At 53.3% G+C, this 26,427-nt stretch carries 27 protein-coding genes; 7 read left to right on the forward strand and 20 right to left on the reverse strand.

The annotated features are described in order from the left end of the window. Positions 1–37 precede the first annotated feature (37 nt). The 7 genes from dedD to pdxB form a co-directional block, all read right to left on the reverse strand. Positions 38–706 (reverse strand): cell division protein DedD, encoded by a 669-nt coding sequence (gene dedD, locus OGY71_RS07935; RefSeq protein ID WP_003834793.1) that lies wholly within the window; start codon positions 704–706, stop codon positions 38–40. After that, the gene (gene folC, locus OGY71_RS07940; protein WP_063940566.1) at positions 696–1,964 is read right to left on the reverse strand and encodes a bifunctional tetrahydrofolate synthase/dihydrofolate synthase; all 1,269 of its coding nucleotides are present in this window, start codon (positions 1,962–1,964) and stop codon (positions 696–698) included. The genes dedD and folC overlap by 11 nt, the downstream gene beginning before the upstream one ends. 192 nt (positions 1,965–2,156) lie before the next feature. Further along, positions 2,157–3,071, reverse strand: a complete 915-nt coding sequence (gene accD / locus OGY71_RS07945; protein ID WP_003834797.1) for an acetyl-CoA carboxylase, carboxyltransferase subunit beta — start codon at positions 3,069–3,071, stop codon at positions 2,157–2,159. 149 nt (positions 3,072–3,220) lie between these two features. Next, entirely contained in the window at positions 3,221–3,880 is a 660-nt protein-coding gene (locus OGY71_RS07950; protein WP_003028140.1) for a DedA family protein, read from the reverse strand. 24 nt (positions 3,881–3,904) lie between these two features. Continuing rightward, positions 3,905–4,717, reverse strand: coding sequence for a tRNA pseudouridine(38-40) synthase TruA (gene truA, locus OGY71_RS07955; RefSeq protein WP_003028142.1), 813 nt, complete (start codon positions 4,715–4,717; stop codon positions 3,905–3,907). Continuing rightward, on the reverse strand, positions 4,717–5,730 hold the full coding sequence (locus tag OGY71_RS07960; RefSeq protein ID WP_003834801.1) for an aspartate-semialdehyde dehydrogenase: 1,014 nt from the start codon (positions 5,728–5,730) through the stop codon (positions 4,717–4,719). Before OGY71_RS07960 ends, truA begins: the two co-directional genes overlap by 1 nt. A gap of 68 nt (positions 5,731–5,798) precedes the next feature. Beyond that, complete coding sequence (pdxB, locus tag OGY71_RS07965; protein WP_003834802.1) at positions 5,799–6,935, reverse strand: 4-phosphoerythronate dehydrogenase PdxB; 1,137 nt, start codon at positions 6,933–6,935, stop codon at positions 5,799–5,801. A gap of 108 nt (positions 6,936–7,043) precedes the next feature. On the opposite strand from pdxB, the gene flk reads away from it, so the two are divergent. Then, complete coding sequence (flk, locus tag OGY71_RS07970; protein ID WP_003834804.1) at positions 7,044–8,045, forward strand: flagella biosynthesis regulator Flk; 1,002 nt, start codon at positions 7,044–7,046, stop codon at positions 8,043–8,045. Here the strand turns inward: flk and OGY71_RS07975 are convergent. Both OGY71_RS07975 and OGY71_RS07980 read right to left on the reverse strand, forming a co-directional pair. Then, positions 8,042–9,220: an MFS transporter gene (locus OGY71_RS07975; protein ID WP_003834805.1), complete on the reverse strand. Its 1,179-nt coding sequence runs from the start codon at positions 9,218–9,220 to the stop codon at positions 8,042–8,044. The genes flk and OGY71_RS07975 overlap by 4 nt on opposite strands. Positions 9,221–9,399: 179 nt before the next feature. Next, entirely contained in the window at positions 9,400–9,774 is a 375-nt protein-coding gene (locus tag OGY71_RS07980; protein WP_003834808.1) for a hypothetical protein, read from the reverse strand. Between the two features lie 171 nt (positions 9,775–9,945). Here OGY71_RS07980 and OGY71_RS07985 point away from each other — a divergent pair, with 171 nt between their 5' ends. The 3 genes from OGY71_RS07985 to OGY71_RS07995 all read left to right on the forward strand — a co-directional run bounded on the left by OGY71_RS07985 (position 9,946) and on the right by OGY71_RS07995 (position 11,256). Next, the gene (locus OGY71_RS07985) at positions 9,946–10,203 is read left to right on the forward strand and encodes a helix-turn-helix domain-containing protein (protein ID WP_003834809.1); all 258 of its coding nucleotides are present in this window, start codon (positions 9,946–9,948) and stop codon (positions 10,201–10,203) included. Between the two features lie 150 nt (positions 10,204–10,353). Beyond that, the gene (locus OGY71_RS07990) at positions 10,354–10,722 is read left to right on the forward strand and encodes a CHAP domain-containing protein (RefSeq protein ID WP_003834811.1); all 369 of its coding nucleotides are present in this window, start codon (positions 10,354–10,356) and stop codon (positions 10,720–10,722) included. Positions 10,723–10,725: 3 nt separating this feature from the next. Beyond that, the gene (locus OGY71_RS07995; protein WP_003834813.1) at positions 10,726–11,256 is read left to right on the forward strand and encodes a YqhG/Tai3 family protein; all 531 of its coding nucleotides are present in this window, start codon (positions 10,726–10,728) and stop codon (positions 11,254–11,256) included. A gap of 51 nt (positions 11,257–11,307) precedes the next feature. Here the strand turns inward: OGY71_RS07995 and fabB are convergent, their stop codons facing one another. Further along, positions 11,308–12,522 carry a beta-ketoacyl-ACP synthase I gene (gene fabB / locus OGY71_RS08000; protein ID WP_003834815.1) on the reverse strand — a complete coding sequence of 405 codons (1,215 nt, stop codon included), beginning with the start codon at positions 12,520–12,522 and terminating at the stop codon, positions 11,308–11,310. Between the two features lie 159 nt (positions 12,523–12,681). On the opposite strand from fabB, the gene mnmC reads away from it, so the two are divergent. Then, a complete protein-coding gene (gene mnmC, locus OGY71_RS08005) occupies positions 12,682–14,682 on the forward strand; it encodes a bifunctional tRNA (5-methylaminomethyl-2-thiouridine)(34)-methyltransferase MnmC2/FAD-dependent 5-carboxymethylaminomethyl-2-thiouridine(34) oxidoreductase MnmC1 (RefSeq protein ID WP_286613080.1) in 2,001 nt (666 codons plus the stop codon). A 114-nt stretch (positions 14,683–14,796) separates the two neighbouring features. Here mnmC and OGY71_RS08010 read toward each other — a convergent pair whose 3' ends face one another. The 6 genes from OGY71_RS08010 to prmB are packed head-to-tail and all read right to left on the reverse strand — an operon-like array spanning position 14,797 to position 19,347. After that, positions 14,797–15,072 carry a YfcL family protein gene (locus tag OGY71_RS08010; RefSeq protein ID WP_003028163.1) on the reverse strand — a complete coding sequence of 92 codons (276 nt, stop codon included), beginning with the start codon at positions 15,070–15,072 and terminating at the stop codon, positions 14,797–14,799. A 32-nt stretch (positions 15,073–15,104) separates the two neighbouring features. Then, positions 15,105–15,653 (reverse strand): elongation factor P hydroxylase, encoded by a 549-nt coding sequence (locus OGY71_RS08015; protein ID WP_003834819.1) that lies wholly within the window; start codon positions 15,651–15,653, stop codon positions 15,105–15,107. Next, positions 15,653–16,462 (reverse strand): sulfite exporter TauE/SafE family protein, encoded by an 810-nt coding sequence (locus OGY71_RS08020; RefSeq protein WP_003834821.1) that lies wholly within the window; start codon positions 16,460–16,462, stop codon positions 15,653–15,655. The genes OGY71_RS08015 and OGY71_RS08020 overlap by 1 nt, the downstream gene beginning before the upstream one ends. Beyond that, positions 16,462–17,286, reverse strand: a complete 825-nt coding sequence (gene mepA, locus OGY71_RS08025) for a penicillin-insensitive murein endopeptidase (RefSeq protein WP_003834823.1) — start codon at positions 17,284–17,286, stop codon at positions 16,462–16,464. The genes OGY71_RS08020 and mepA overlap by 1 nt, the downstream gene beginning before the upstream one ends. Before the next feature lie 3 nt (positions 17,287–17,289). Then, positions 17,290–18,375 carry a chorismate synthase gene (gene aroC, locus OGY71_RS08030; protein WP_149335108.1) on the reverse strand — a complete coding sequence of 362 codons (1,086 nt, stop codon included), beginning with the start codon at positions 18,373–18,375 and terminating at the stop codon, positions 17,290–17,292. A 39-nt stretch (positions 18,376–18,414) separates the two neighbouring features. Beyond that, complete coding sequence (prmB, locus tag OGY71_RS08035; protein ID WP_003834827.1) at positions 18,415–19,347, reverse strand: 50S ribosomal protein L3 N(5)-glutamine methyltransferase; 933 nt, start codon at positions 19,345–19,347, stop codon at positions 18,415–18,417. A 166-nt stretch (positions 19,348–19,513) separates the two neighbouring features. Here prmB and smrB point away from each other — a divergent pair, with 166 nt between their 5' ends. Next, positions 19,514–20,065 carry an endonuclease SmrB gene (gene smrB / locus OGY71_RS08040; protein WP_003839296.1) on the forward strand — a complete coding sequence of 184 codons (552 nt, stop codon included), beginning with the start codon at positions 19,514–19,516 and terminating at the stop codon, positions 20,063–20,065. 74 nt (positions 20,066–20,139) lie between these two features. Here the strand turns inward: smrB and sixA are convergent, their stop codons facing one another. The 4 genes from sixA to OGY71_RS08060 all read right to left on the reverse strand — a co-directional run bounded on the left by sixA (position 20,140) and on the right by OGY71_RS08060 (position 24,752). Then, positions 20,140–20,625 carry a phosphohistidine phosphatase SixA gene (gene sixA, locus OGY71_RS08045; RefSeq protein WP_003028179.1) on the reverse strand — a complete coding sequence of 162 codons (486 nt, stop codon included), beginning with the start codon at positions 20,623–20,625 and terminating at the stop codon, positions 20,140–20,142. Positions 20,626–20,833: 208 nt separating this feature from the next. Beyond that, the gene (fadJ, locus tag OGY71_RS08050; protein ID WP_003834835.1) at positions 20,834–22,981 is read right to left on the reverse strand and encodes a fatty acid oxidation complex subunit alpha FadJ; all 2,148 of its coding nucleotides are present in this window, start codon (positions 22,979–22,981) and stop codon (positions 20,834–20,836) included. Then, a complete protein-coding gene (fadI, locus tag OGY71_RS08055) occupies positions 22,981–24,291 on the reverse strand; it encodes an acetyl-CoA C-acyltransferase FadI (RefSeq protein WP_003834836.1) in 1,311 nt (436 codons plus the stop codon). Before fadI ends, fadJ begins: the two co-directional genes overlap by 1 nt. 176 nt (positions 24,292–24,467) lie before the next feature. Next, positions 24,468–24,752, reverse strand: coding sequence for a YfcZ/YiiS family protein (locus OGY71_RS08060; RefSeq protein ID WP_003834838.1), 285 nt, complete (start codon positions 24,750–24,752; stop codon positions 24,468–24,470). Between the two features lie 371 nt (positions 24,753–25,123). Here OGY71_RS08060 and fadL point away from each other — a divergent pair, with 371 nt between their 5' ends. Beyond that, a complete protein-coding gene (fadL, locus tag OGY71_RS08065; RefSeq protein WP_003028188.1) occupies positions 25,124–26,404 on the forward strand; it encodes a long-chain fatty acid transporter FadL in 1,281 nt (426 codons plus the stop codon). Positions 26,405–26,427 lie beyond the last annotated feature (23 nt).

Here is a 26,427-nt window from a genome sequence, read left to right on the forward strand (position 1 = left end):
TTGTCCGGCCTACATCAGAGCAACGTAACGCAATCCCTTAGTTAGGGGTATACCCCATCACCACCCCGCTCAAACCAGAGATCTTCTGCAGCTCGCCCAGCGAGTTCTTCAGCTTATCTTTGGAGGCGTCAGGCCCTACGAGAATGCGGGTTATTTTACCCTGCACCGGCGTTGACGGGGAAGTATATACCCGGAAGCCCGCGCCACGAAGTTTACCCACGATCTCATTGACCTTATCCGCGTTTTTCAATGCACCGAGTTGTACAACGTACGCTTTGCCGGTTGGCGCTGGCGCTTCCTCAGCGGCCGGTTTCGGCGCTGGAGTCGGTGCCGGCGTTGGCGTCGGGGCGACGGCAACAGGCTGCGGCTTCGGTTTAGGTTTCGGTGGTTCCACAGGCGCAGGAACAGGATCTAACTCCGCGCTGTTTGCCGTCGTCAAACGTGATGGATCCAACGATGGCGCGGCAGCATCACCCGCACGCACCTCTTCTGCCGCCCCTTCCGGCGGCTGAGTCGGCAGCGCCTGCGTTGCTGCAGGCATCATGTCTGGTTCATCGCGATCGCCGGGTTTAGGCACCAGTGGGATCGCTGCAAATTCATCCTGATAATGCTTTTTCTGCCCGTCAAGCAGCCCGGGAAGCACAATTACCCCGAGCGCGACCAGCACAATTGTGCCGACTAATCGGTTCTGAAACTTACTCGCCACCGCTTCTCCCCACGTCTATTACTTCCATGACATGTGCGACAGTGTGAAACGATCCACACACCAACACGGTATCTTCTGGCTTCGCCTCAGCCAGTGCCGCAGTCCATGCCTGCGCCACGCTGTCATAGGCGCTGCCTTTGCCCAGGTGCTCCAGCAGCTGTTCTGCCGTTGCTCCACGCGGCCCTTCCAGGGGCGCACAGTACCAGTCGTCAACCACGCTTTTCAGCCAGGCCAACGTACCGGCAATATCTTTATCATGTAGCATACCGATAACCGCAAGTACACGCCCGCTTTTCACTAACTTTTTCAGACGTCCAGTCAGATACTCCGCCGCATGCGGGTTATGGGCAACATCAAAAATCACCCGCGGCGACTCGCTCACAATCTGGAAGCGCCCCGGTAAAATCGCTTGTTCGATACCGTCACGAATAGCCTGCTCGCTGACGTTAAGGCCGCTTGCGCGCAGTGCAGCCAGTGCGGTTGCAGCATTAGGTTGTGGCACCTGCGGCAACGGCAGGTGCGCCAGCGTTCCATGAGCATCAGTAAACGACCAGTCGTTCTCCGTGACCGCATAGCGCCAGTCCACACCGCAACGTTGCAAAACCGCCCCGCACTCCTGAGCGACATCCGCGATGGTGTAAGGCATTTCCGGTTCGCCGACGATGGCCGGTTTCTCTGCGCGGAAAATTCCCGCCTTCTCACGACCAATACTTTCGCGATCCGGGCCCAGCCAGTCAGTATGGTCAAGCGCAATACTGGTGACTACTGCGACATCGGCATCGACGATATTGGTGGCGTCAAGGCGGCCGCCTAACCCCACTTCCAGAATAACGACATCCAGCTGGGCCTGTTTAAACAGCCAGAGTGCCGATAACGTACCGTATTCAAAGTAGGTCAGGGAAATGTCACCCCGTGCGTCTTCAATCTCAGCAAACGAGGCGGTATGGGCTGATTCCGGCAGTTCACGCCCCTGCACGCGTACGCGTTCCGTGTAGCGCACCAGATGAGGCGAACTGTACACCCCAACTTTATAGCCTGCCGCAGTCAGCACAGATTCCAGCGTACGACAGGTTGTGCCTTTCCCATTGGTTCCTGCCACCGTAAAAACAAATGGCGCAGGTTTCAACACACCCAGTTTACGCGCCACCTGACTGACGCGTTCAAGGCCCAGATCGATGGTTTTACTGTGCAGGTTTTCCAGATAAGAAAGCCACGACGCCAGGGGCGACGCGGCTTGAGGGATACGTTTATTGTCCATGATGCCTGTAGATTCTTTACGTTGAGAAAAGCAAAAGGGCAGCGCCAACCGGCCTGCCCTTTTTTACACGTTGTTTTCCACGTTGCAGATGCGTTGGCTGTACTCGCTCTCCCGAATCACTTACCGGTGTAAGCTCATCGGGATCAACGCTCTTCTCGCCTGCCTGCAACCCGAAACCCATAGCGTAAACTATCAGGCCTCTGGTTCCTGATCGGGAACCGGAGGTACCACTTCGCCTTCACGCGGCTCATCCGGATTCGGCGCAGGAAGATTCATCAGCTTCGCCAGGATGCTTGCCAGTTTCAGACGCATTTCCGGACGGCGAACGATCATATCGATAGCGCCTTTTTCAATCAGGAACTCGCTGCGCTGGAATCCCGGCGGCAGTTTCTCACGTACGGTTTGCTCGATAACACGCGGACCAGCGAAGCCGATCAATGCTTTCGGTTCTGCAATGTTGAGATCGCCCAGCATCGCGAAGCTTGCGGAAACACCACCCATTGTTGGGTCGGTCAGTACAGAAATATACGGTAAACCGCGTTCCTGCATTTTCGCCAGCGCAGCAGAGGTTTTCGCCATCTGCATCAAAGACATCAACGCTTCCTGCATACGCGCCCCGCCAGAAGCAGAGAAACAGATCAGCGGACAGTTGTCTTCCAGCGCCTGCTCAACGGCACGGACAAAACGCGCGCCGACCACAGAGCCCATGGAGCCGCCCATAAACGCGAACTCGAATGCTGCAGCAACGACCGGCATACCGTGAAGTGTGCCTTTCATCACCACCAGCGCATCTTTCTCGCCAGTTTCTTTCTGCGCAGAAGCCAGTCTGTCTTTGTATTTTTTGGAGTCACGAAACTTCAGCACGTCTTTCGGCTCAAGCTCGCTACCCAGTTCCACAAGAGAACCTTCATCTAACAGGCTATGCAGGCGATTGCGCGCCGACATGCGCATATGATGGTCACACTTCGGACAGACCTCAAGATTACGTTCCAGCTCAGCACGGTATAAAACCTGACCGCAGCTATCACACTTGGTCCACACCCCTTCAGGAATGCTTGCCTTGCGGGTGGGAGTAATGTTGCTTTTAATTCGTTCAATCCAGCTCATTGGTGACCTTTCTGCCTGAACCCTAGTCAGCTTTGTTATAAGGGGCGCATAATGCCATTTTTGCCCCTAACAGACCATGAATGTTGCACATTAAAACATAACAGCCCGAAACTTTGGATAAAAAAGTGGTCGAACCGCTGAGTTACTTTCTATTTTGCAGCCCGTGACGCAGCACGCTTATGGCGAATTACTTCAATCACCCCCGGCAATACGGAAAGGACGATAATCGCCACAATCAATAATTTCAGGTTTTCCTGGACGATCGGCAGATCGCCGAACAGGTAGCCTGCGTAGGTGAACAACAATACCCACAGCAGTGCACCGACGACGTTATACATCGCAAAGTGACGGTAGGACATATGTCCCATACCGGCAACAAACGGCGCAAATGTACGCACGATAGGCACGAAACGCGCCAGGATAATCGTCTTACCGCCATGACGCTCGTAGAACGCATGGGTTTTATCCAGGTAGCTGCGGCGGAAAATTTTGGAGTTCGGGTTACTGAAAAGTTTTTCCCCGAACAATCGACCAATCGTGTAGTTCACCGCATCGCCCACAATCGCCGCCACAATCATCAGTGCCACCATCAGATGAACATTGAGATCGTTGGTTGGCAGCGCAGAAAGCGCCCCCGCAACAAACAGCAGCGAGTCCCCAGGCAGGAAGGGTGTCACCACCAGCCCGGTTTCACAGAACAGGATCAGAAACAGAATGGCGTATACCCAGATACCATATTCCGCAACCAGCTCCGCCAGGTGCACATCAATGTGCAGGATAAAATCGATAAGAAAGTAAATCAGGTCCATAGTTTTGCCTTTATACGACTCAAATTAGTCCGCCAGAAATAGCGGGCCCATAGGCGGTTTTGGCAGGTCGAACCGGTCTGGGTAATCTACCGCAACCAGATACAGTCCTTCCGCTTTCGCCGTTGCCGCTGCCAGCGTTCTGTCCTTTGCCGCTAACAGTTCTGCTATCCAGCTCTCCGGCTGGTTGTTGGCGCCAACTTCCATCAGGCTGCCGACAATATTCCTGACCATATGATGTACAAAGGCATTCGCTTTAATATCCACCACCACATATGCACCGAAACGTTCGACGTTAATGTGCATCACGTTTCGCCACGGCGTGCGCGACTGACACTGCACCGCCCGAAACGAAGTAAAATCATTTTCGCCAATCAGACACTGGGCCGCACGATGCATTCGCTCAGCGTCCAGCGGTTCATAGTAATGGGTTACCCCTTTACCCAAAACCGCAGGGCGCAACCGATGATTGTAGATGATGTAGCGATAACGGCGAGCCGTGGCGCTAAATCGAGCATGAAAATCATCGGGTACAGCTTTAACCCAGCGCACAGCGATGTCACCAGGTAAATTCGCATTTACCCCCAGTGTCCAGGCCGCATCTTTACGCTGGGCAGTGGTTTCGAAATGCACGACCTGCCCAGTGCCATGAACGCCCGCATCCGTGCGTCCTGCACAAAAAACATTGATGCGCTCATTCGCCACCTGAGAGAGCGCTTTTTCCAGTTTTTCCTGAACGCTACGCACTTCGTTCTGGCGCTGCCAGCCATAATATTTGCTGCCGTCATACTCAATGCCCAGCGCAATTTTATGGGTTGACGGCTGTTGCTGGTCAGACATTAGTACAGGTACTCCTGCACCAGTTTTTCCGCAATTTTCACCGCCATTAACGCGCCGCCAAAGCGAACGTTGTCCGCAACAGACCAGAACTGAACTTGCTCTGGCATACCGTAATCATTATGCACGCAGCCAATAGAAAGGTGCGGCGTGCCCGATGCATCGCCAACCTGGGTCGGGAAATCGGTCTCTTCCGACAACACCACGTCTTCACCGCGTGAAAACGCATCGCGCGCTTCTTCCGCCGCCAACGGACGCAGGGCCTCAAAATTCACCATCTGCGCGTGGCCATAAAATACCGGGGACTGCACGATGCTGGCAGAGATGAGCAGGCCGTCATCCTGCATAATTTTGCGCACTTCATCAACGATACGACGTTCTTCACGCACGCTACCTTCACGATCGGGCAGCATCGGCAGCATGTTGAATGCCAACTGACGGCCAAAGAAATCATCTTCGTCAATCGGGATGCCATTAAGCAGTTTCGCACTCTGTCCTGCCAGCGCATCCACCGCTTTTTTGCCATGAGCGGAAGCTGAGATAATATTGGTCACCGTAATACGCGAAAGCCCACCGTCATCAATCAACGGTTTCAGCGCAGACAGCAGTTGGCTGGTCAGGCTGTTAGGCACCGCAATCACATTGCGGTTACGGTAATCCGCCAGCACGAACGGGTTAACGTCCGGAACCACCAGCGGAACGTCAGGCTCGAGCGCGAACAGACCGCTGCTGTCAATCACCAGACAACCCGCATTAGTGGCTTCTTCTACCCATGCGGCGGTGGCTTCAGCGCCCGCAACAAAAAATGCCAACTGTGCCTGCGTCCAGTCAAAGTCTGAAACGTCCTGCACTATGACCGATTTACCGTTAAAACGCAGATGCTCACCGGCGCTTTCATTACGCGCCAGCGCATAAATTTCACCGACCGGGAACTGGCGTTCAGCCAGCGTATCGAGCAGGGCTTCGCCTACGGCGCCCGTTGCGCCCAGAATGGCAATATTCCAGCCTTCAGACATGGTGATTTACTCCAAGAAATACGTAAGCGTCCCTGTCGCATTATTCGACAGGGAGCATTAAGAAGACATTAATGTGCCGGATGATGAACAGCGTTAAAACCCAGCTTACACAATAAGGCAGCAGCCGTTGCGTCGTCACACATCACATATAAAGACGACCATTCACGACGCTCAAGGTAATTTTTACGCAGTTTATCAAACTCACCCGGAATTCCAGCGACTTTACGCAACGGCGCATCATCGCGGCGCACATCATACACTAAATGCACGAGCCTTTTCAGCGTTGGCTGATCTAACGGGCCATGCAGGGTAATACGACCAAATTCCGGTGCGGGTAACAGGGTACTGAGCGCAACGTGCTGCTCGTGACCAATAAACTTACTATAGGCCTCAAAGACCTGCGTGGTACCACGCGCTTTTCCTTCGAGGGTATACCCGGCAATGTGCGCCGTGCCGATATCGGCTTTCTCCAGCAATGCCACATTGAGATCCGGCTCTCCTTCCCAGACATCCAGCACAACGCTCAGCGACTGACCGGCATTCAATCGGTTCAGCAATGCCGTATTGTCGATGACCGGCCCACGGCAGGCGTTGATCAGAATGGTGCCCGGCTTCAACCGACTAATCAGCGAGTCATCCGCCATGTGCAGCGTTTTGTACGGCCCGTCTTTAAACAGCGGGGTATGGAAAGTCAGCACATCGGCTTGCTCAACCAGTTCATCCAGCGAGCAGAAATTGCCTTCGTCACCGCGATCGGCTCGCGGTGGATCGCACAGCAGCGTGCGGATCCCCAACGCTTCCAGACGCGCCTGCAAACGCCCGCCCACGTTCCCCACACCCACAATGCCTACGGTGCGATCGCGTAACGCAAACCCGTCGCGCTCCGCCAGCATCAGCAATGCTGAAAAAACATATTCTACGACCGCTATTGCGTTACAACCGGGTGCGGCGGAAAAACCTATCCCCGCCTGAGCAAGCCAGGCGTCATCCACATGGTCTGTGCCAGCGGTTGCCGTACCGACAAATTTAACCGGTTTTCCGCCAAGCAGTGATTCATTTACTTTCGTCACCGAGCGCACCATTAAAGCATCCGCATCATCCAGTTCAGCAACGGGAATCGGACGGCCGGGAACCGCTTTGACTTCCCCCAAACGACTGAACAGTTCGCGGGCATAGGGCATATTTTCATCAACGAGGATTTTCACGTCTTTCGCACCTGTTTGAGAACGAGAGTTAACCGGGCAAGTGTGCCATAATCTCGCCGCCAGGCATACTGCGAGACCTGGTCAGCACAGATTTAAGGAACAGAGATGATGCAGCCCATTTCAGGTACGCCCGCACGCCCTCCCGGCGAAGGCCATAATGCCCCTTCCGCTGCGGGTGAACAACCGTTATCCACGCAACAACGTACTGTGCTGGAACGGCTTATTACCCGTTTGATTTCACTCACCCAGCAGCAAAGTGCTGAGGTGTGGGCCGGAATGAAGCACGATCTGGGCGTCAAAAGTGATACGCCGCTGCAGTCACGTCACTTTCCAGCCGCTGAGCAAAACCTGAATCAACGGCTGGGGGTTGCTCAGCAAAATCATGTGAATCGTCAGGTGCTTTCGCAGCTCACTGAATTACTGAGTCAGGGAAATAACCGCCAGGCAGTGAGTGATTTTATCCGTCAGCAGTATGGGCAAACGGCGCTCAGCCAGCTCACGCCTGAGCAGCTGAAGAACGTGCTCACACTGCTGCAGCAAGGGCAGCTTTCGATACCGCAGCCGCAGCAGCGCCCGGCTACCGATCGCCCGTTGCTGCCCGCAGAGCACAATACGCTGAACCAATTGGTTACCAAACTGGCGGCGGCCACGGGAGAATCCGGGAAGATGATCTGGCAGTCGATGCTGGAGTTGTCTGGCGTAAAAAGCGGTGAGCTGATCCCTGCCAAACAGTTTACGCACCTGGTCACCTGGCTGCAGGCGCGCCAGACGCTCAGCCTGCAAAGCGCCCCGACGCTACAAACGCTCCAGGCGGCGCTGAAGCTGCCATTAGAGCCGAATGAGCTGACAGCAATAAAAGAGTACGCACAGCAGACGTATCAGATCCAACCACAATCGATTCTGACCACGGTGCAGGTGCAGGACTTGCTCAATCAAATTTTCCTGCGTCGCGTGGAACGAGAACGCGAGCTCAGCGATCCGCGTCATCTGCAGCCCATTTACAGCCCGTTCGCGCCGATGATTGAAACGGTTAAATCTCTGTCGGCACGACCGGGACTGCTGTTTGTTGCGTTGATAATTGCGTTAGCCATTTTCTGGCTGGTTGCTTAACCTTTTCGCAGCGTAAGTAACGTCACGATAATCCCCACCACGGCGGATATCGCCCCGGCAAGGAACACTGAGGGATAACCGTACGCGGTGGCCAGCACCCCGGCGACCGGACCGCTTATGCCGTAGGAGATATCCTGAAACGCGGCGTAACCGCCCAGCGCCGTACCGCGAACCTGCGCAGGCACTCGCTTCACCACCTCGACGCCCAAGGCCGGGAAGATAAGCGAACACCCGGCCCCGGTTAATGCCGCCCCGAGCAGCGCAATCCAGGCAGATGGGGCCTGCCACAGCAGAATCAGCCCTGCGGTTTCCACCAGCAAAGAGACAACGGCAACCTTCACGCCGCCGAAACGGTCCGGCATCCAGCCAAACAGAATGCGCATCAGCACAAATGCCCCACCAAACGCAGTCAGGGTGAACCCCGCCATCGTCCAGCCGTTGCTGACAAAATAGAGTGAAATAAACGTACCGATCACCGCAAAGCCAACGCCCTGCAGCGCCAGGCCCAGGCCCGGTTTCCAGATAAGCCCTACCACGCTCCATAACGAAGGACGTTCTCCTGCATGCGCAGGCACTTTGCGTACGGTGCCGTTGAATGCCCATGCCAGCAGCGGTAATACCATCGTCGTCCCGGCCAGCGCTGCGAAGCCAAAGTGGCTGTGGATCAACAGACCCAGCGGTGCACCGGCGGCCAACGCGCCGTAAATCGCCATTCCGTTCCACGACATCACCTTACCGGAGCGTGTTGGGCCGACCAGCCCCAATCCCCAGGTCAACGTTCCAGTGAGCAGTTGGCTTTCGCCAAAACCGAGGATCAAACGCCCGACGATTAACAACGCAAATTTTACGGGGACAGAAACTGGCAATAGCGCGGCTAAAAGCCACGCCGCGCCCGCCAGCCCACAGGCAAACATCCCCTGTAGCGCCGAGCGTTTAGCGCCATATTGGTCAGCTAAGCGCCCGGCGTAGCCGCGCGTTAATACCGTCGCCAGAAACTGGACGCCTACGGCGATACCGACCATGGTGTTGCCATAGCCCAGTTCCTGATGCACAAACAGAGGAATCACGGGCAAAGGTAGACCGACCGTCATATAGGTCAGGAAAACCGCAAAAGCGATACGAAACAGCGAAAAGTTCGCCGAAGGTGTTTTTTCTTGTTGGGTTACAGCTGTCATGCGTTACTCCAAAATGCAGAGTAAGGCGAGGAATGTCCACGCCCCCTCTACCTGACTATCAGGATTAAGGTGCGTTGGATAACGTTAAACGCTTACGCATTATCAAGAGGATAATGTTGAAGCTGGAGTCTGCCTGCGAGTGACCCTGGCTGTCAACTGTGAAAGCATAGCTGTGCGTTTCAAAGCGGTGACTTCTCAACGAACAAAAAGGGAAATACCGCATCAATGCCTTTCGCTCTGAACCGCCCGGTTACCTGTTCACGCTGCTGCGGCGTCAGGAGCCGGAACATCATATCCCAAATCTCTTTGGGCTCTGCTTCCTGCACAATGTTGCGTTCTGGCACTACTGTTTTCTCATTTTCATTCAGATACGAACGAACATACAGTGGGAACACAGAAATATGGAATTCCTCGGCCTTAGATTTCGCACGCTTGCGCTTAACGCCCTCCTTCCCTTCACTGTAGGTATTTAAGCGCAGGCGTACAGCTGGCGCGCTTCCAGAAAACCCCGGTAATTCAAGACACTCCTTTACCGTGAGCCACTCTTTTACCATCAGTTTCTTTCCTTTCTGCTGATGAATTAAAAATATTTTTCTTTTTCGCGAAATTTCAAATTAATTCTGGCAATATTCCTACGATAAAAAAGAAAGTAACGTTCTTTTTTCTTTCTAATTTACACCCTAAAAAATATCGGCGCCGATAACACATCTTCTTAGGATTACAGAATGGAACACAAAAGCCAAGACTGGCATCGTGCAGATATTAAAAGTGCACTGGAAAAAAGAGGCATTACTCTCAGAGAATTGTCACGTTCTGCGGGCTTGTCTCCTGATTCGCTACGAAATGTATTTTCCCGCAGCTGGCCCAGAGAAGAACAGATCATCGCACAGGCACTGGAGACCACGCCGGACGTAATTTGGCCATCACGCTATCAATCGAAATCAGAGAAAAATGCCGTTCTAAAGAATAACTGTCAATTATAAACATATAATACATGATTCACTAAATGGATTAATTAATACGTCAATTAATTATATTCCTGATATTAATAGCACTATCGGCCATTCCCGTCAGATTAAATCCTGTTAAAGCAATACGCGAACTAATTACCTATTCCATTAACAGGAGTCATGATGAGCTGGAATAAAACAACAGCAGTTAATCACGCTAAATCACACGCGAGTTCACATTCTCAAGGACGCTGCGCGGAATTTACCCGCAAAGCCATTCAGGCAGGAGGTATCACTCTTGGGCATACTTATCATGCTAAAGATTATGGCCCCATGCTAAAAAGTGCCGGTTTCAGCGCCATTGGCCACTTTGAGCAGCCCCGAGCAGGAGATGTAATCATCATTCAACCGTATGAGGGAGGAAACCCAAGCGGTCATATGGCGATATTTGACGGTCAGGAGTGGTACTCCGATTTTAGACAACGTGATATGTGGGCGGGGCCTGGCTATCGGGCGGCAAAACCGTCATACACCATTTACAGGAAACAGTAAGTAATGAAAGCGTTCTCGTTGATTGCTCTGGTTTTGTTACTTTGTGGTTGTTCTTCACCTCGCAGTGACAGCACACAAGATGTAAAGCAGTTCTATCTCGCATGGATGAACAACTTTACCCAAGATCTGGATACTTCTCATGACACATCCGCATTATTGCAACGCTATGTGGCGAAAGACGTTATCGATCGTCTGGCGCTGATTGACAGCCTATACGAGCAGGAAATACTGGATTCTGACTACTTTATGTACGTGCAGGATTACGACCCTGAATGGACCCCGCTGTTACGGGTTGGACCAGCTCACCCCTTTCTCGGCGGCGAAAAAGTGGAAGTACAATTAGGTGGGCCGACAGGCGAAGCCCCCATACTGCTGGAAGTGTATACGCGTTGGGAAGAGGGACACTGGAAAATTTATCGCGTAACGGATCTGGGCAATCATTTTGAACAGCCAATCTACAGCACCGGTGACATCGCGCAAGCCAAAGCATGGTCTGCGGAGATCGCACCGGAGTATGAAAAGATGAATAAGTAAAAAAAGGGAGCCATCAGGCTCCCCTTTGCATCTCATTTTGTAGACTTACACTTACAGCTTACGCATGACCAGCGTTGCGTTAGTGCCGCCAAAGCCGAAGCTGTTGGACATCACGGTAGTCAGCGCCTGCTCGGTCGGTTTGGTCACGATGTTCAGACCTGCCGCCTGCTCATCCAGCTCTTCAATGTTGATGCTCGGCGCGATAAAGCCGTGTTCCAGCATCAGCAGAGAGTAGATAGCTTCCTGCACGCCAGCCGCACCCAGAGAGTGACCGGTCATGGCTTTAGTCGCAGAGATGGCCGGGCTGTTATCACCAAACACTTCACGGATTGCACCCAGCTCTTTCACGTCGCCTACCGGGGTAGAGGTACCGTGAGAGTTCAGGTAGTCGATCGGGGTGTCTACGCCGTGCATCGCCATCTGCATGCAACGTACTGCACCTTCGCCAGACGGAGCAACCATGTCTGCGCCATCGGACGTTGCGCCGTAACCGACGATTTCCGCGTAGATATGCGCGCCACGTGCCAGCGCATGCTCCAGCTCTTCGACCACGACCATACCGCCACCACCAGCGATAACGAAACCGTCACGGTGTGCGTCATAGGTACGGGAAGCTTTGGATGGATCGTCGTTGTATTTAGTAGACAGCGCGCCCATTGCGTCGAATTCACACGCCATTTCCCAGCACAGCTCTTCGCCGCCGCCAGCAAAAACGATATCCTGTTTGCCCAGCTGAATTTGTTCTACCGCGTTACCGATACAGTGCGCAGATGTCGCACAGGCAGAGCTGATGGAGTAGTTTACGCCGTGGATTTTGAACGGCGTTGCGAGGCAGGCAGAAACGCCGGACGCCATCGCTTTGGTGACCACATACGGGCCAACCGCTTTCAGACCACGCGGGCTACGCATTGCGTCAGCACCGAACACCTGAAAACGCGGGGAGCCGCCGCCGGAACCTGCAATCAGGCCAACGCGCGGGTTGTTCTGGTAATCTTCTGCTGCAAGGCCGGCATCAGCCACTGCCTGTTCCATAGAAAGGAATGCATAGATGGATGCGTCGCTCATAAAGCGCACTACTTTGCGGTCAATGAGGCCAGTGGTATCCAGTTTTACGTTGCCCCAAACGTGGCTACGCATGCCGGAGTCCTTCAGCTCCTGAGAGAAAGTGATCCCTGAACGTCCTTCACGCAGAGATGCCAGGACTTCCTGCTGGTTATTACCGATGCTGGAAACGATGCCCAAGCCAGTAATCACTGCACGTTTCATTCAATACCTCTGTAAGTCGCACTATTTTAAAGTTTCGAGTGGCACAATAGCGTACACTTGTACGCCGAACAAGTCCGATCAGCCATTTAGTGTGGAAATTTGCGCAGCCAGGCACTCATCGCTAAGATCGGGGCACAGCCTGCCAGACGAGTAACTTACGTGAAACAATACGCTATACAACCTGCAAACCTTGAATTCAACACTGAGGGTACACCTGTTTCCCGAGATTTTGACGATGTCTATTTTTCCAATGATAACGGGCTGGAAGAGACACGTTACGTCTTTCTCGGCGGGAATCATCTCGCCCAGCGATTCCCTGCGCATTCACGTCCCCTCTTCGTGGTGGCAGAAAGCGGGTTTGGCACCGGACTTAACTTCCTGACACTCTGGCAGGCATTTACCGATTTTCGCGATACCCATCCCGAAGCTACCCTGGAAAGATTACATTTCATCAGCTTTGAAAAATATCCACTGACGCGCGAAGATTTAACCTTAGCCCATCAACACTGGCAAGAACTTGCCCCGTGGGCCACGGCGCTGCAAGAGCAATGGCCGCTGCCGCTGGCGGGATGCCATCGCCTGCTCCTTGATGAAGGACGTATCACGCTGGATCTGTGGTTTGGCGATATTAACGAACTGACCAGTAAGCTCGATGACTCCCTGAATCAAAAAGTGGATGCCTGGTTTCTGGACGGTTTCGCGCCTGCAAAAAATCCGGATATGTGGACGCCAACGCTGTTTAACGCAATGGCCCGTCTGGCTCGTCCCGGCGGTACGCTGGCAACCTTCACCTCAGCGGGCTTTGTGCGTCGGGGATTGCAGGAAGCCGGATTTACGATGCAAAAATGCAAAGGCTTTGGTCGCAAACGCGAAATGCTCTGTGGCGTAATGGAACAGACGCTGACGCTCCCCTCCTCGGCGCCGTGGTTTGCACGTACCGGAACAGATAAACGCGAAGCCGCCATTATTGGCGGGGGGATTGCCAGCGCATTGCTGTCGTTGGCGTTACTGCGTCGCGGTTGGCAGGTCACTCTCTATTGCGCCGACGATAACCCAGCCGGGGGTGCATCCGGCAATCGCCAGGGCGCGCTTTATCCGCTACTCAGCAAGCATGACGCGGCCATTAATCTCTTTTTCCCCACCGCGTTTACCTTCGCTCGTCGACTGTATGACGCCCTCCCCGTTGAGTTCGCGCATGACTGGTGCGGTGTGACACAACTGGCGTGGGATGAAAAAAGCCAGCAAAAAATCGACCAAATGCTGTCCCTTGAATTGCCTGATGCGCTCGCCATCAGCGTTAACGCAGAGCAGGTTTTACAAACGACCGGCGTAGAAACCGGATGCGGCGGCATTCAGTACCCTGCCGGAGGATGGCTGTGTCCGGCACAGTTAACCGCCGCCGTATTCGACTACGCCGCAACGCTGGGATTACGCACCCGGTATCAACATACGCTGGCCTCGCTGTCTCGGCAGACAGAACACTGGCAATTGACGTTTGCCAGTGGCGACACTGCCACTCACGCTGCTGTAGTTATGGCTAACGGGCATCGCATTAACGGCGTTGAGCAAACGCAGTCGCTTCCGGTGTACTCCGTAGGCGGTCAGGTGAGTCACATTCCTACCACGCCTTCGCTTTCAGCGCTGCGTCAGGTGCTGTGCTATGACGGCTACCTCACGCCACACAACCCGCAAAACCAGCAGCACTGCATTGGCGCCAGCTATCATCGCGGAAGTGAAGAAACGGTGTATCGCGCGGACGATCAGCAGCAAAACCGTCAGCGCTTAATAGATTGTTTCCCGAATGCCTCGTGGGCAAAAGAAGTAGACATTAGTGGCAATGCCGCCCGTTGTGGAGTGCGCTGCGCCACGCGCGATCACATGCCGATGGTCGGCAACATCGCGGATTATGACGCCACACTCAGCCAGTATGCCACTCTTGCCGAAGACAAAGTGCACGCCGTAAACGCCCCTGTGTATTCCGATTTATTTATGTTAGGTGCGCTGGGCTCGCGCGGGCTGTGTACTGCCCCGCTGTGTGCAGAAATTCTTGCATCGCAAATGAGCAATGAACCCATACCAATGGATGCCAACACGCTGGCAGCGCTGAATCCGAATCGTCTGTGGGTAAGGAAGTTATTGAAGGGTAAAGCGGTGAAATAAGATACCATCTCGCCATTGCCTGATGGCGCTACGCTTATCCGGCCTACAACTCCCGTCCGCGTAGGCCGGATAAGACGCCTTCGCGTCGCCATCCGGCACAATCCACTGCAATTATTATTGCGTTGCCTTCTGGAACAGTGTGTCCCACATCTCTTTCACTAACGCCTGGTCACGCGGCGAGAGTTCGCCTGCGCTGATGGCTTTTTCCAGGCTGCTGGTCACATTGGCGTACAATGCCTCAGCGGAATGGTCCTCGCCAGCATCCAGCTCAGCCACAGCCAGCGTCAGGTGCCCACGCAAATAGCCACTGGCAAACAACTCATCATCGCTGGCGTGCTCTACCATATCGTCGATTAATGCCAGAATGCGTGATTCAAACTCCGCGATCATCTTATTTCCTCATTGTAAACGTGGCAGCGACTTCAGTTGAGCGCTTCGGGCCACGGGAATTGTTCCGCCGTAAGTTCAGGCGTGTGATAATAATTCTGTAACGCGTTAATGAAACGCGCCGGACGTTCAGGGATCCCTTTTTCCAGGTACTCCATCACCTGAGCATGAACACGGCGCTGGAATACCACGCGATCCGGTTCAAAGTCCCCCTCCAGATTGTCGCAACTGACGTTAAACGGGTAGCCCGCCGCCATGCAAAACAACCAGTCAAACGCCTGCGGCTTCACTTCCACATCTTCAAACTGGCATTGTGTCTTCGCGTCGCGTCCGTCCGGGCAGTACCAGTAACCGAAATCGACCAGTTCACGACGGGCTTTACCGGCGATGCACCAGTGTGAAATTTCGTGTAACGCACTGGCGTAATAACCATGCGCAAAAACGATACGGTGATACGGTAATTCCGCATCCGCTGGAAGATAGATCGGTTCGTCGTCGCCTTTAATCAGACGGGTATTAAATTCATCGGCAAAGCAGCCGTTAAAAATCTCAATTAACTGTTCGTAGTGATGCGTATTATTCATTAGTTCATCCCCAGCCAGTGGAGAATCTCCTGTCCATGATTATCATAAAGTAGCTTGGCGCTCATCACGGCGGAGACAATAACGATCATTGGCCGAATGAGTTTTTGTCCTTTGCTGAGTACCAGTCGAGAGCCCATCCGTGCGCCAATAAACTGGCCAATGAGCATCACAAAACCTGTCGCCCAAATCACTTTGCCGCCGAGAGCAAACAGCAACAACCCACCGATATTCGATGTGGCATTTAATACTTTGGCGTGGGCCGTCGATTTCGCCAGGTTGTATCCGCACAGCATGACAAAAGCCAGCGCGTAGAACGACCCCGCCGCCGGACCAAAAAAGCCATCGTAAAAGCCGACGCAGCCTCCGGCCACCAGCGCGAAAGGCAAACCGTGCAGTCGGCGCTGTCGGTCCTCTTCCCCGATTTTAGGCATCAACAGAAAGTAAAGGCCAATACAGATAACCAATACTGGCAGGATCTGGCGCAGAACATCTGACTGCACGTGTTGAACCAACAGCGCGCCACTCATTGAGCCGATAAAGGTCATGAAGATATTGAGCTTCTGATCCGCCAGATTAACCACACCCCGACGAATAAAATAGAGGGAGGAAGAGATAGATCCCCCGCAGGCTTGCAGCTTATTGGTCGCCAGCGCTTGCGCAGGTGGCATCCCGGCCGCCATCAATGCCGGGATGGTGAGTAGACCACCGCCTCCGGCCAGAGAATCAATAAAACCTGCCAGCATCGCCACAAAAAAAAGCACACCTAACAGCAGTGGCGACACCATAAACAGAGAGGCAAAATGATCCATTAGAGTACATGCTCGTCCAGTAGCGCCTGGCAGGAAGGCGGCAACGGCGGCGGTGTCTTCTTCTCAGGCTTGGTGGTTCCAGGTTTTGGAGGTTCGAACCAGCTTTGCAGCTCTGCGCCACAGCCGTCACCCGGTGGCGGTAACGGTTGATCTTCACACTCAAGGCTGTCGGCAGGGCAACGTAACCGCACGTGCATATGCGCACGATGCTGGAACCACGGCCGCACTTTACGCAACCAGTCCCTGTCGGTCCCTGCATCCAGACAAAGTTGTTGCTTAATCGCCGGATTCACGAAAATACGCGTTACTTCATTATCTTTTGCAGCCAGCCTGATCAGGCTGAAAATCTCCGGTTTCCACAGTGACGGCACAACACGTTTGCCATCCTGTGAGACCAGATCTAACGCCTGCGGCCGCAGCAGTTGCGACTGGGTCCAGCGCGTTTTCGGCAGTTGCAGGAAAATATCCACATCCAGTCCCGTCTGGTGGCTGGCGTGACCGCCATTGAATCGCCCACCGGCCGGCATACCCATATCGCCGATTAACACCGTGCCCAGCCCCTGACTATTGGCCTGATTACTCAGACGCTGGATAAACCTCACCAGATCCGGATGGCCAAAGTAACGACGCTGATCGGTGCGCATCACCTGATAGTGTTCTGACTGGACAGGCAGCGTATCTGCGCCAACAATACAGCCATTGGAAAACGCGCCGATAGACTGCGCGCTGCCCGCAACCGGATGGGTAATTTTCTGCCAGGGCGTCGCCGCCAGACAGGCGGTACTAGCAAACAGAGCCAGCGCCGCAAGTGCCGTTTTTTTCATCTCTTACCAGCGTGGAATATCGGTCTTCACGTCCGCATTTTGCGCCCGCTGACGCAACAGGTGATCCATCAATACGATCGCCAGCATCGCCTCGGCGATCGGTACGGCGCGGATCCCTACGCACGGATCGTGGCGACCTTTAGTGATCATTTCGACTTCTTCTCCAAAGCGGTTAATAGTGCGCCCAGGAACGGTAATACTGGACGTCGGTTTCAGCGCCATATGAGCAATGATTTGTTGCCCGCTGCTGATCCCGCCCAGAATGCCGCCCGCATGGTTACTCTGGAAACCTTCTTTGGTGATTTCGTCGCGGTTCTGACTGCCGCGCAGCGCAACAACGTCAAATCCATCGCCAATCTCAACGCCCTTAACGGCGTTAATGCTCATCAGCGCATGGGCGATGTCGGCATCCAGGCGGTCGAATACAGGTTCGCCGAGACCCGCAGGTACACCGCGTGCAACAACGGTCACCTTAGCTCCGATGGAGTCACCTTCTTTCTTCAGCCCGCGCATCAGTTCGTCCAGCACTTCGAGTTTATCCGGGTCCGGGCAAAAGAACGGGTTAAGTTCCACCTGGGACCAGTCTTTAATCTCCAGCGGAATATCACCCATCTGCGTCAGGCAGCCGCGGATCTCAACGCCGAATTTTTCCGCCAGATATTTTTTGGCAATCGCTCCGGCCGCCACGCGCATCGCTGTTTCACGTGCGGATGAACGTCCGCCGCCACGGTAGTCGCGCAGGCCATATTTTTGCTCATAGGTATAGTCGGCGTGTCCCGGACGAAAAACGTCCTTAATCGCGCCGTAATCCTGTGAACGCTGATCGGTATTTTCGATCAGCAGGCCAATGCTGGTGCCTGTGGTAACGCCCTCGAACACCCCGGAGAGGATTTTCACCTGATCCGGCTCACGACGCTGCGTAGTGTAGCGCGATGTGCCCGGACGGCGTCTGTCGAGATCGTGCTGCAGGTCAGCTTCTGTCAGAGAAATGCCCGGCGGAACACCATCGACAATACAACCGAGCGCCAGCCCGTGTGATTCGCCGAAAGTGGTTACGCGAAAGAGTTGCCCAATTGTGTTTCCTGCCATCACGGCTCCGTTATGCGTGTTGTGTATGTGCGCGTGTAATTAGTCTTTATAAATGCTGAAGTGCTCGCGAGCAGCAACTAACTGCTCTTTGGTCAGCATGAATACGCCGTCACCGCCGTTGTCAAACTCCAGCCAGGTGAACGGTACATCCGGATATTGCTCCATCAGATGTACCATGCTGTTTCCGACTTCACAAATCAGAATACCGTTATCTGACAGGTAGTCCGGGGCGTTCCCCAGAATGCGGCGGGTAAGTTTCAGCCCATCACTGCCGGACGCCAGACCCAGCTCAGGTTCGTGACGATATTCGTTTGGTAGATCGGACATATCTTCCGCATCGACATACGGCGGGTTGGTCACAATCAAGTCATACTGGACTTTCAGCAGATCGCGGAACAGATCGGAACGGATCGGCGTGACATGATGGATCAGACCGTGTTCTTCAATATTGTGTTCAGTCACCGCCAGCGCGTCAGTGGAAATATCCACCGCATCGACTTCGGCTTCCGGGAAGGCATAGGCGCAGGCAATGGCAATACAGCCGCTGCCGGTACACATATCGAGGATATGCTGCGGTTGCTCATTAATAAGGCCCGCAAAGCGGTTATTGATAAGCTCGCCAATCGGTGAACGTGGAACCAGCACGCGTTCATCAACATAAAATTCATGCCCGCAGAACCAGGCTTTGTTGGTCAGATAAGCAACCGGAATGCGCTCGTTGACGCGGCGAATCACGCGTTCAACAATACGATGACGCTCGCTGGAGGTCAGACGCGCGGTACGCATATCTTCTGGAATATCCAACGGCAAATAAAGTGACGGCAGCACCAGTTGTACGGCCTCGTCCCATGGGTTATCCGTGCCATGGCCATACCAGATGTTCGCCGCGCTAAAACGGCTGACCGCCCAACGCAACATGTCCTGAATGGTATGCAGTTCACTCACTGCTTCATCGACGAAAATTTTATCCACGTATTCCTCCAGGGCATGCTCGTATTAATTTCGGCGGCTAGTTTGCCACGAAGACGGCGATAAATCAGCATTCACACGGGGCCTGAACGCGAAAATTGCGTTTTAAGCGATCGGATGCCCGCCGAGTCGGGTTAAACTAACGGAAAATAAAAGTTGAGACTCTCGAATGAAAAAGAAAACATCGCTCAGCGAGGAGGATCAGACGCTGTTTCGCCAGCTGATGACCGGCACGCGTAAAATTAAACAGGACACCATTGTTCACCGACCTCCACGTAAAAAAATTGCCGAGGTTCCGGTTAAAAGGCTGCTACAGGAGCAGGCTGATGCCAGCCACTATTTCTCGGATGAGTTTCAGCCGCTGCTGAATACGGACGGCCCGGTAAGATACCTGCGCGCCGACGTCAGCCATTTCGAACTGAAGAAAATGCGCCGTGGCGATTACTCTCCGGAGCTGTTTCTCGATCTGCATGGGCTGACCCAGCAACAGGCCAAACAAGAGTTAGGCGCGCTGATTGCCGCCTGTCGCCGTGAGCATGTGTTTTGCGCCTGCGTGATGCATGGCCACGGAAAACATATTCTGAAACAGCAGACGCCGCTCTGGCTGGCCCAGCATCCGCACGTAATGGCCTTTCATCAGGCACCGAAGGAGTACGGTGGCGACGCCGCGCTGCTGGTGCTGATTGAAGTGGAAGAGTGGCTACCGCCCGAACTTCCGTGATGCAGAAAGACAAAAAGAGCCGCATTTGCGGCTCTTTGATTTTCCGGGTGGCTGCTGCGCCTTATCCGGCCTGTTTAAATCGCTTTTGCCATTTTCAGGTTACACGGGCTCATTTGCCAGTTAAAAGTACCCTTCCCGCTCTCATCAAGCGTAACGCTGGCAATCGCTGATGTGGTAAACATCGGCGGTGTTTCACCTGGGCAAAGCTCAGACACCAGATATCCCACTAAAGGCAAGTGAGAGATAACCAGTGCGGTGGCGATACCTTCATTGGCCAGAGCCTGTAAATAGGCGCTGACCAGACCGACATCGCCGCAGGGAGTCAGCTCCGGCAAAACATCCACACCGGTTGGCAGGTTCATACACTCCCCCACCACATCCAGCGTTTGTTCGGCTCGTAGGAACGGGCTCACCAGAACACGTTCGATATCCACTTTTTGACCTTTCAGCCAGTTCGCCATCAGGCGAGATTCGTCACAACCACAGGAGGTTAAGGGACGAACCGAATCACTGGCGGCATCGAGGGCCGCGTCGCCGTGACGCATGATAAAAACTTGCATATTGCACCGCTTTTGTTAACCAGAATCACCACTACCTTTATTCACAGCCCCTATTGGCTGTGGTAACGATATGGTGGCCGGCATTGTGCCTTATCCATTCACCGAATGAAACGCTGTTTTTTACCTCAACGGCGTAAGTATAGTCAATCTCTGTTTACATTTTGAGCGCGACCCATACATTCAGTGCGGATTCATCCTACTTTTGACCTCATGAATTCAGGTCAGTTTCCCCAATATTCCAGAATCTTTCACTGCGTTCCGCCATCTGCAATAACTGCTCACACGGTGTAAACCGCGAGCCGTACTGCGTGGTCAGCCGTTGCAGAACCGCAACCACTTCACCCGCGCCGAGAGAATCCATATACCGGAACGGGCCGCCGAGGAATGGCGGAAAACCAATACCAAATACAGCGCCGATGTCGCCATCACGTGCGCTGCGGACTATCTTCTCGTCGAAACAACGGGCTGCTTCATTGAGCATTAACATAACGCACCGCTCTGCTACCTGCGCGGCGGAAAGTCGGCCCTGACCCTGGACGCCAATAAGCGTATAAATTGCAGGGTCGACCTGTTTTTTGCTTTTACGCCCTTTCGCACCATAAAGATAGAAACCCCGACCATTTTTTCTACCTTTGCGATCGTCATTCAAAATTGAAGCAACAACATTTGCAGGCGCGCTAAAACGTTCTCCATATGCAGCCTCAAGCACTGGTATAATTTTAGTGCCCGTATCAATTCCAACCTCATCCAAAAGTTGGATTGGCCCAACTGGAAAACCAAACTTAACCAGCGCGGCGTCTATGGTTTCGACCCGCTCGCCTTCGGTCAACATACGAATCGCTTCGTTAATATAAGGCGCTAAAATGCGGTTAACGTAAAAGCCGGCCTTATCTCTGACCACTATCGGCGTTTTACCCTGTTTTTTCGCTAACTTAACGGTAGTTGCAATTGTCTGCTCAGAGGTCGTGGCATGCGGGATCACTTCGACCAACGGCATTTTTTCCACCGGACTAAAAAAGTGTAAACCAATCACTTGTTCGGGCCTTGCAGCGTTCGCAGCAATATCGCTAATGGGCAAAGATGAGGTGTTAGAAGCAAAAATGGTATGAGGTGCGCAATTTTGCTCAACTTCTGCCACCATCCTTTGTTTTAGCGACAGATCTTCAAACACGGCTTCAATAATTAGATCGCGATGCGCAAAGCCACGGTAGTCGATCGTTCCCGAAATCAGCGCCAGTTGTTTATCGCGTTCGCTGGCTTTGATATGACGGCGGCGAACCTTCGTTTCAAGCTGATCCCAGCTGTACTTCAGCGCGTGGTTGATTCCCTTAGCGTTTATATCTTTGATGCGCACAGGCAAGCCGCCTTTACAGGCCGTCACGTAGGCAATACCACCGCCCATCAGACCGCCGCCCAAAATACCTACGCTGTTTAGCGGGCCAGGTTTCGCATCACTTCCGGGATCTTTTTTCACATCGGTGTTGGCAAAAAAGATGTGCCGTAACGCCTGAGACTGGGATGTCATCGCCAGCTCACCAAACGCACTGGCCTCAGCGTCGTAACCGCTACTGCTGCCTTGCGCTAGCCCGGTTTCGATGACCTCAAGGATACGTTCTGTTGCAGGGTAGTTACCTTGCGTTTTTTGCACCGTCTTTTTACTGGCCATGCGGAACAACAGCGCCCGCCCCAGCGGCCCCGCCAACACTCGCTCTCTCACGGGCAGTGTTCGATGCGCAGAACTGTCCTTTTTAGCCAGTTCTACGGCCGCTTCCAGCAAAATGGAATGCGGTACAACTTCATCCACTAAACCAACTTTCAGCGCCTGTTTTGCGCGTAATTGTTTTCCGGTGAGGATCATATCCAGTGCGGTACTGACGCCAATCAGGCGCGGCAGCCGCTGCGTACCACCGGAGCCGGGCAACAAGCCAAGTTGTACTTCCGGTAAACCCAGAACGGTTTTAACATCATCGGTACAAATACGGTTGTGGCACGCCAGTGCCATCTCCAGGCCACCGCCAAGGCATGCGCCATGAATCGCGGCGATAACCGGGATCGGCAAGGCATTAATTTCCGCCATCATCTGCTGCCCCTGACGGGCCAGCGTTTCGGCTTCCTGCGCGCTACGACAACTACCAATCATGTTGATATCCGCCCCGGCAATGAAGTTATCGGGTTTAGCCGAAATAAACACCACGCCGCGCAATGCTTTGTTATCGCGGATTTGTTTCAGAATGGCCCGTACCTGAGAAGCAAACTCCGCTTTCAGGGTGTTCATTTTCTCTCCGGGCACATCAATGGTGACAACAGCAACGTTATCCAGACGTACGTTTAGTGTAAAAGCCGATGCCATTTCCATTATTCCGCCTCCAGAACCATGGCTGCACCCAAACCACCAGCTGCACAGGCGGTCACTAAACCAAAACCACCGCCACGACGTCGTAACTCATGTAGGGTTTGGGTGATCATGCGCGCACCGGTAGCGGCGAAGGGGTGTCCATAGGCAATCGATCCACCCAGCACGTTAAATTTACTGTCATCAACTTCGCCAGTGGCATGTGCTCTGCCCAGCACATCGCGAGCAAAACGTTCGCTACCCAACAACTGAAGATTCGCCAGCGTTTGTGCGGCAAAAGCTTCATGCATGTCGATCAGGGTTAAATCTGCCATCGTCAGACCTGCTCTCTCCAGGGCTAGCGGCGTTGACCACGCTGGTCCCAGCAGCATGTCCTGCCAGACATCGATGGCGGTAAAAGCAAAACTACGCAGGTATCCCAGCGGCACCAGCCCCAACTCTTTCGCACGCGACTCCGTCATCATGATCACGGCGGCTGCGCCGTCCGTTAGCGGGGTACTGTTTGCTGCGGTGACAGTGCCGTGCTTGCGGTCAAACGCCGGACGTAGTTTGGCGTAATCGGCCAGCGTAGAGTTACCGCGAATATTGTTATCTTCTGAAAAAGGATCTTTAAACGGTGGCGCGTAGGTAGTCATTACCTCATCTGCCAGCTTTCCTTCAGCCCACGCCTGAGCGGCACGCTGATGAGAGCGGTGCGCCAGAGCATCCTGTTGCTCTCGGGTAATACCATAGGTTTTGGCCATTTGCTCAGCCGTATCCCCCATCCGCAAACCGGTGGAATACTCGGCGACTGCTGGCGGCACAGGCATCAGGTCACGTAAACGCAGTCGGGAAAAGAGTTTAAGGCGTTGACCGGTAGTCCGGGCCTTATTGACATCCACCAGCACCCGCGCCAGCTTTTTACTAACGCCAATAGGCAAGACTGACGATGAGTCCGCACCACCCGCAATTCCCGCACGAATAGACCCCGCCATCAGGCTTTCCGCGACATTCGCCACTGCCTGAAAACTGGTCGCGCAGGCTCGGCTTACGCTATAGGCATCCGTGTGCACATTCATGCCGGTTCCCAGCACGATTTCACGAGCAATATTTGGCGCTTCAGGCATTTGCACCACCTGACCAAAAACCAGTTGCTCAATCACATCAGCAGGTATTTCGCTGCGCGCCAGCAGCTCACCGACGACCATTTTTCCTAAATCAACGGCGGGAATGCCATGAAACGCGGTAGCCTGACGAGCAAATGGCGTACGCAATCCACTTACAATGGCAATACGGTCGCCCAGGCGGGTAACCAGCGGTAAAGCCTGACTCATAACACTCCCCTGTAAAAAATAAAATAAGTGGTCTGACCTGATCATAGTCTTAACCAATTTTTTACATTTAGCCAAGAGGAGAGAAAAGAAAGTGGGAGCTAAGACACAGTGAATAATCACTGACAGTTACGAAAAAGCCCTTGCTATCAGATAGCAAGGGCTTTTGCAGAGGGGGATTAACGCAGGCCCAGCTGGAAGATCAGCGTTTCAGCTTCACAGGCAAAAACAAAGTCGATATCCAGACGCACACCTTCTGACTCTTCAGTAAAGGTCGAGGTGATTTGGCAAGGCTCAGATTCCACGCCACGCGCCTTTTCAGTCAGAGCGGCCAGCGTTTCTTCTGCCTCTGCGCGGTTCGCGAACACACGGCTGTAGGACGCGGTGCAATCGGAGTTGTCCATGATGGTGCCAACATCCATACAGCAGCAAACCGGGGTTTCATCAGCACTGCATTTACTCATTGTAGATTTCCTCTGTATTCGCACCTGAGGTGCCAGATAAACGATAGGGATATTTTACGCTCCCATTATTCGCCTCTCCAGTCGTTAATTGTATGAAATGCGATAAGTGACCGAAATCACACTTAAAAATGATCTAAAACAAAAATCGCCCAAACAGGTGAGTGCGCACCCCCGCAATTTTGCCAGCTGGATCGCGTTTCTCTGATCAAATTTGAAAATATTTATAAACATACTTGCAACATTCCAGCTGGTCCGACCTATACTCACGCCACTGGTCTGATTTCTAAGTCGTACCTCAGACCCTACACTTCGCGCTCCTGTTACGGCATGTAACATTGTTTGTATAAAAATAAATCTATGAGGTTATGGTCATGAGCCAGAAAACCCTGTTTACAAAGTCTGCTCTCGCAGTCGCAGTGGCAATTATCTCCACACAGGCCTGGTCTGCAGGCTTTCAGTTAAACGAATTTTCTTCCTCTGGCCTTGGCCGGGCATATTCGGGTGAAGGCGCAATTGCAGATGATGCAGGTAACGCCAGTCGTAACCCGGCACTGATTATGATGTTCGATCGCCCTACTTTCTCAGCAGGTGCGGTGTATATCGATCCAGACGTTAATATTTCCGGTAAATCGCCATACACCGGACGCAGCACTGATGCGGACAACATCGCGCCTACGGCGTGGGTTCCCAATGCTCACTTCGTGATGCCTATCAACGAACAGTTTGGTTGGGGTGCTTCTGTCACGTCAAACTATGGCCTGGCAACCGAATTTAACGACAGCTATATCGTCGGCGAATACGGCGGGAAGACCGACCTTAAAACGGTCAACCTTAACCTGAGCGGCGCCTACCGTCTGAATGATAGCTGGAGCTTCGGTCTCGGTTTTAACGCCGTTTATGCTGATGCAAAAATTGAACGTTATTCTGGCGAGCAGACGGCTGCATTACCGAAGGTCAGCAACAAAATTGCCAGCCTGAAAGGGGACGAATGGGGCTACGGTTGGAACGCCGGGATTCTGTACGAACTGGATAAAAATAACCGTTATGGTTTAACGTACCGTTCTGAAGTTAAAATTGATTTTGATGGCGATTATAAGAGTGGCATCCGTACCCAGGCGAACGCTATACCTGGCGCTGGCACTACATTCCCATGGGGAACGACCAATGCCACCGTCCCGGGTTCTCTGACACTTAACCTTCCTGAAATGTGGGAATTGTCAGGTTATAACCGTATTGCACCACAGTGGGCTATCCACTACAGCATGGCCTATACCAGCTGGAGTCAGTTCCAGGAGCTGAAAGCCACAGGTTCCAATGGACAGACACTGTTCTATAAAGAAGAAGGCTTCAAAGATTCTTACCGCATTGCATTGGGTACGACTTACTATATGGATAAAAGCTGGACGTTCCGTACCGGTATTGCTTATGACGATAGCCCGGTTCCAGCAAGTAAGCGTTCCATCTCGATTCCGGATCAGGATCGCCTGTGGTTGAGTGCAGGTACAACTTATGCGTTCAATGACGATGCCTCTATCGACGTCGGTGTGTCTTACATGCACGGACAAAAAGTAACAGTGCAAGAAGGCAACTATACTTTCGACTCTGAAGGTAAAGCCTGGCTGTTTGGTACAAACTTCAACTACGCATTCTGATTTTCTTCAGACGTAAAAAAGGT

Origin of the sequence: Citrobacter sp. Cpo109 (assembly GCF_030332565.1) — a bacterium.
GTDB lineage: Bacteria > Pseudomonadota > Gammaproteobacteria > Enterobacterales > Enterobacteriaceae > Citrobacter > Citrobacter portucalensis.

Excerpts from the sequence above, each read along its gene's own strand:
- folC (WP_063940566.1), bottom strand. The coding sequence starts at position 1,964 with ATGGACAATAAACGTATCCCTCAAGCCGCGTCGCCCCTGGCGTCGTGG.
- accD (WP_003834797.1), bottom strand. The coding sequence starts at position 3,071 with ATGAGCTGGATTGAACGAATTAAAAGCAACATTACTCCCACCCGCAAG.
- OGY71_RS07950 (WP_003028140.1), bottom strand. The coding sequence starts at position 3,880 with ATGGACCTGATTTACTTTCTTATCGATTTTATCCTGCACATTGATGTG.
- truA (WP_003028142.1), bottom strand. The coding sequence starts at position 4,717 with ATGTCTGACCAGCAACAGCCGTCAACCCATAAAATTGCGCTGGGCATT.
- OGY71_RS07960 (WP_003834801.1), bottom strand. The coding sequence starts at position 5,730 with ATGTCTGAAGGCTGGAATATTGCCATTCTGGGCGCAACGGGCGCCGTA.
- flk (WP_003834804.1), top strand. The coding sequence starts at position 7,044 with ATGCAGCCCATTTCAGGTACGCCCGCACGCCCTCCCGGCGAAGGCCAT.
- OGY71_RS07975 (WP_003834805.1), bottom strand. The coding sequence starts at position 9,220 with ATGACAGCTGTAACCCAACAAGAAAAAACACCTTCGGCGAACTTTTCG.
- OGY71_RS07980 (WP_003834808.1), bottom strand. The coding sequence starts at position 9,774 with ATGGTAAAAGAGTGGCTCACGGTAAAGGAGTGTCTTGAATTACCGGGG.
- OGY71_RS07985 (WP_003834809.1), top strand. The coding sequence starts at position 9,946 with ATGGAACACAAAAGCCAAGACTGGCATCGTGCAGATATTAAAAGTGCA.
- OGY71_RS07990 (WP_003834811.1), top strand. The coding sequence starts at position 10,354 with ATGAGCTGGAATAAAACAACAGCAGTTAATCACGCTAAATCACACGCG.
- OGY71_RS07995 (WP_003834813.1), top strand. The coding sequence starts at position 10,726 with ATGAAAGCGTTCTCGTTGATTGCTCTGGTTTTGTTACTTTGTGGTTGT.
- fabB (WP_003834815.1), bottom strand. The coding sequence starts at position 12,522 with ATGAAACGTGCAGTGATTACTGGCTTGGGCATCGTTTCCAGCATCGGT.
- OGY71_RS08010 (WP_003028163.1), bottom strand. The coding sequence starts at position 15,072 with ATGATCGCGGAGTTTGAATCACGCATTCTGGCATTAATCGACGATATG.
- OGY71_RS08015 (WP_003834819.1), bottom strand. The coding sequence starts at position 15,653 with ATGAATAATACGCATCACTACGAACAGTTAATTGAGATTTTTAACGGC.
- OGY71_RS08020 (WP_003834821.1), bottom strand. The coding sequence starts at position 16,462 with ATGGATCATTTTGCCTCTCTGTTTATGGTGTCGCCACTGCTGTTAGGT.
- mepA (WP_003834823.1), bottom strand. The coding sequence starts at position 17,286 with ATGAAAAAAACGGCACTTGCGGCGCTGGCTCTGTTTGCTAGTACCGCC.
- aroC (WP_149335108.1), bottom strand. The coding sequence starts at position 18,375 with ATGGCAGGAAACACAATTGGGCAACTCTTTCGCGTAACCACTTTCGGC.
- smrB (WP_003839296.1), top strand. The coding sequence starts at position 19,514 with ATGAAAAAGAAAACATCGCTCAGCGAGGAGGATCAGACGCTGTTTCGC.
- sixA (WP_003028179.1), bottom strand. The coding sequence starts at position 20,625 with ATGCAAGTTTTTATCATGCGTCACGGCGACGCGGCCCTCGATGCCGCC.
- fadJ (WP_003834835.1), bottom strand. The coding sequence starts at position 22,981 with ATGGAAATGGCATCGGCTTTTACACTAAACGTACGTCTGGATAACGTT.
- fadI (WP_003834836.1), bottom strand. The coding sequence starts at position 24,291 with ATGAGTCAGGCTTTACCGCTGGTTACCCGCCTGGGCGACCGTATTGCC.
- OGY71_RS08060 (WP_003834838.1), bottom strand. The coding sequence starts at position 24,752 with ATGAGTAAATGCAGTGCTGATGAAACCCCGGTTTGCTGCTGTATGGAT.
- fadL (WP_003028188.1), top strand. The coding sequence starts at position 25,124 with ATGAGCCAGAAAACCCTGTTTACAAAGTCTGCTCTCGCAGTCGCAGTG.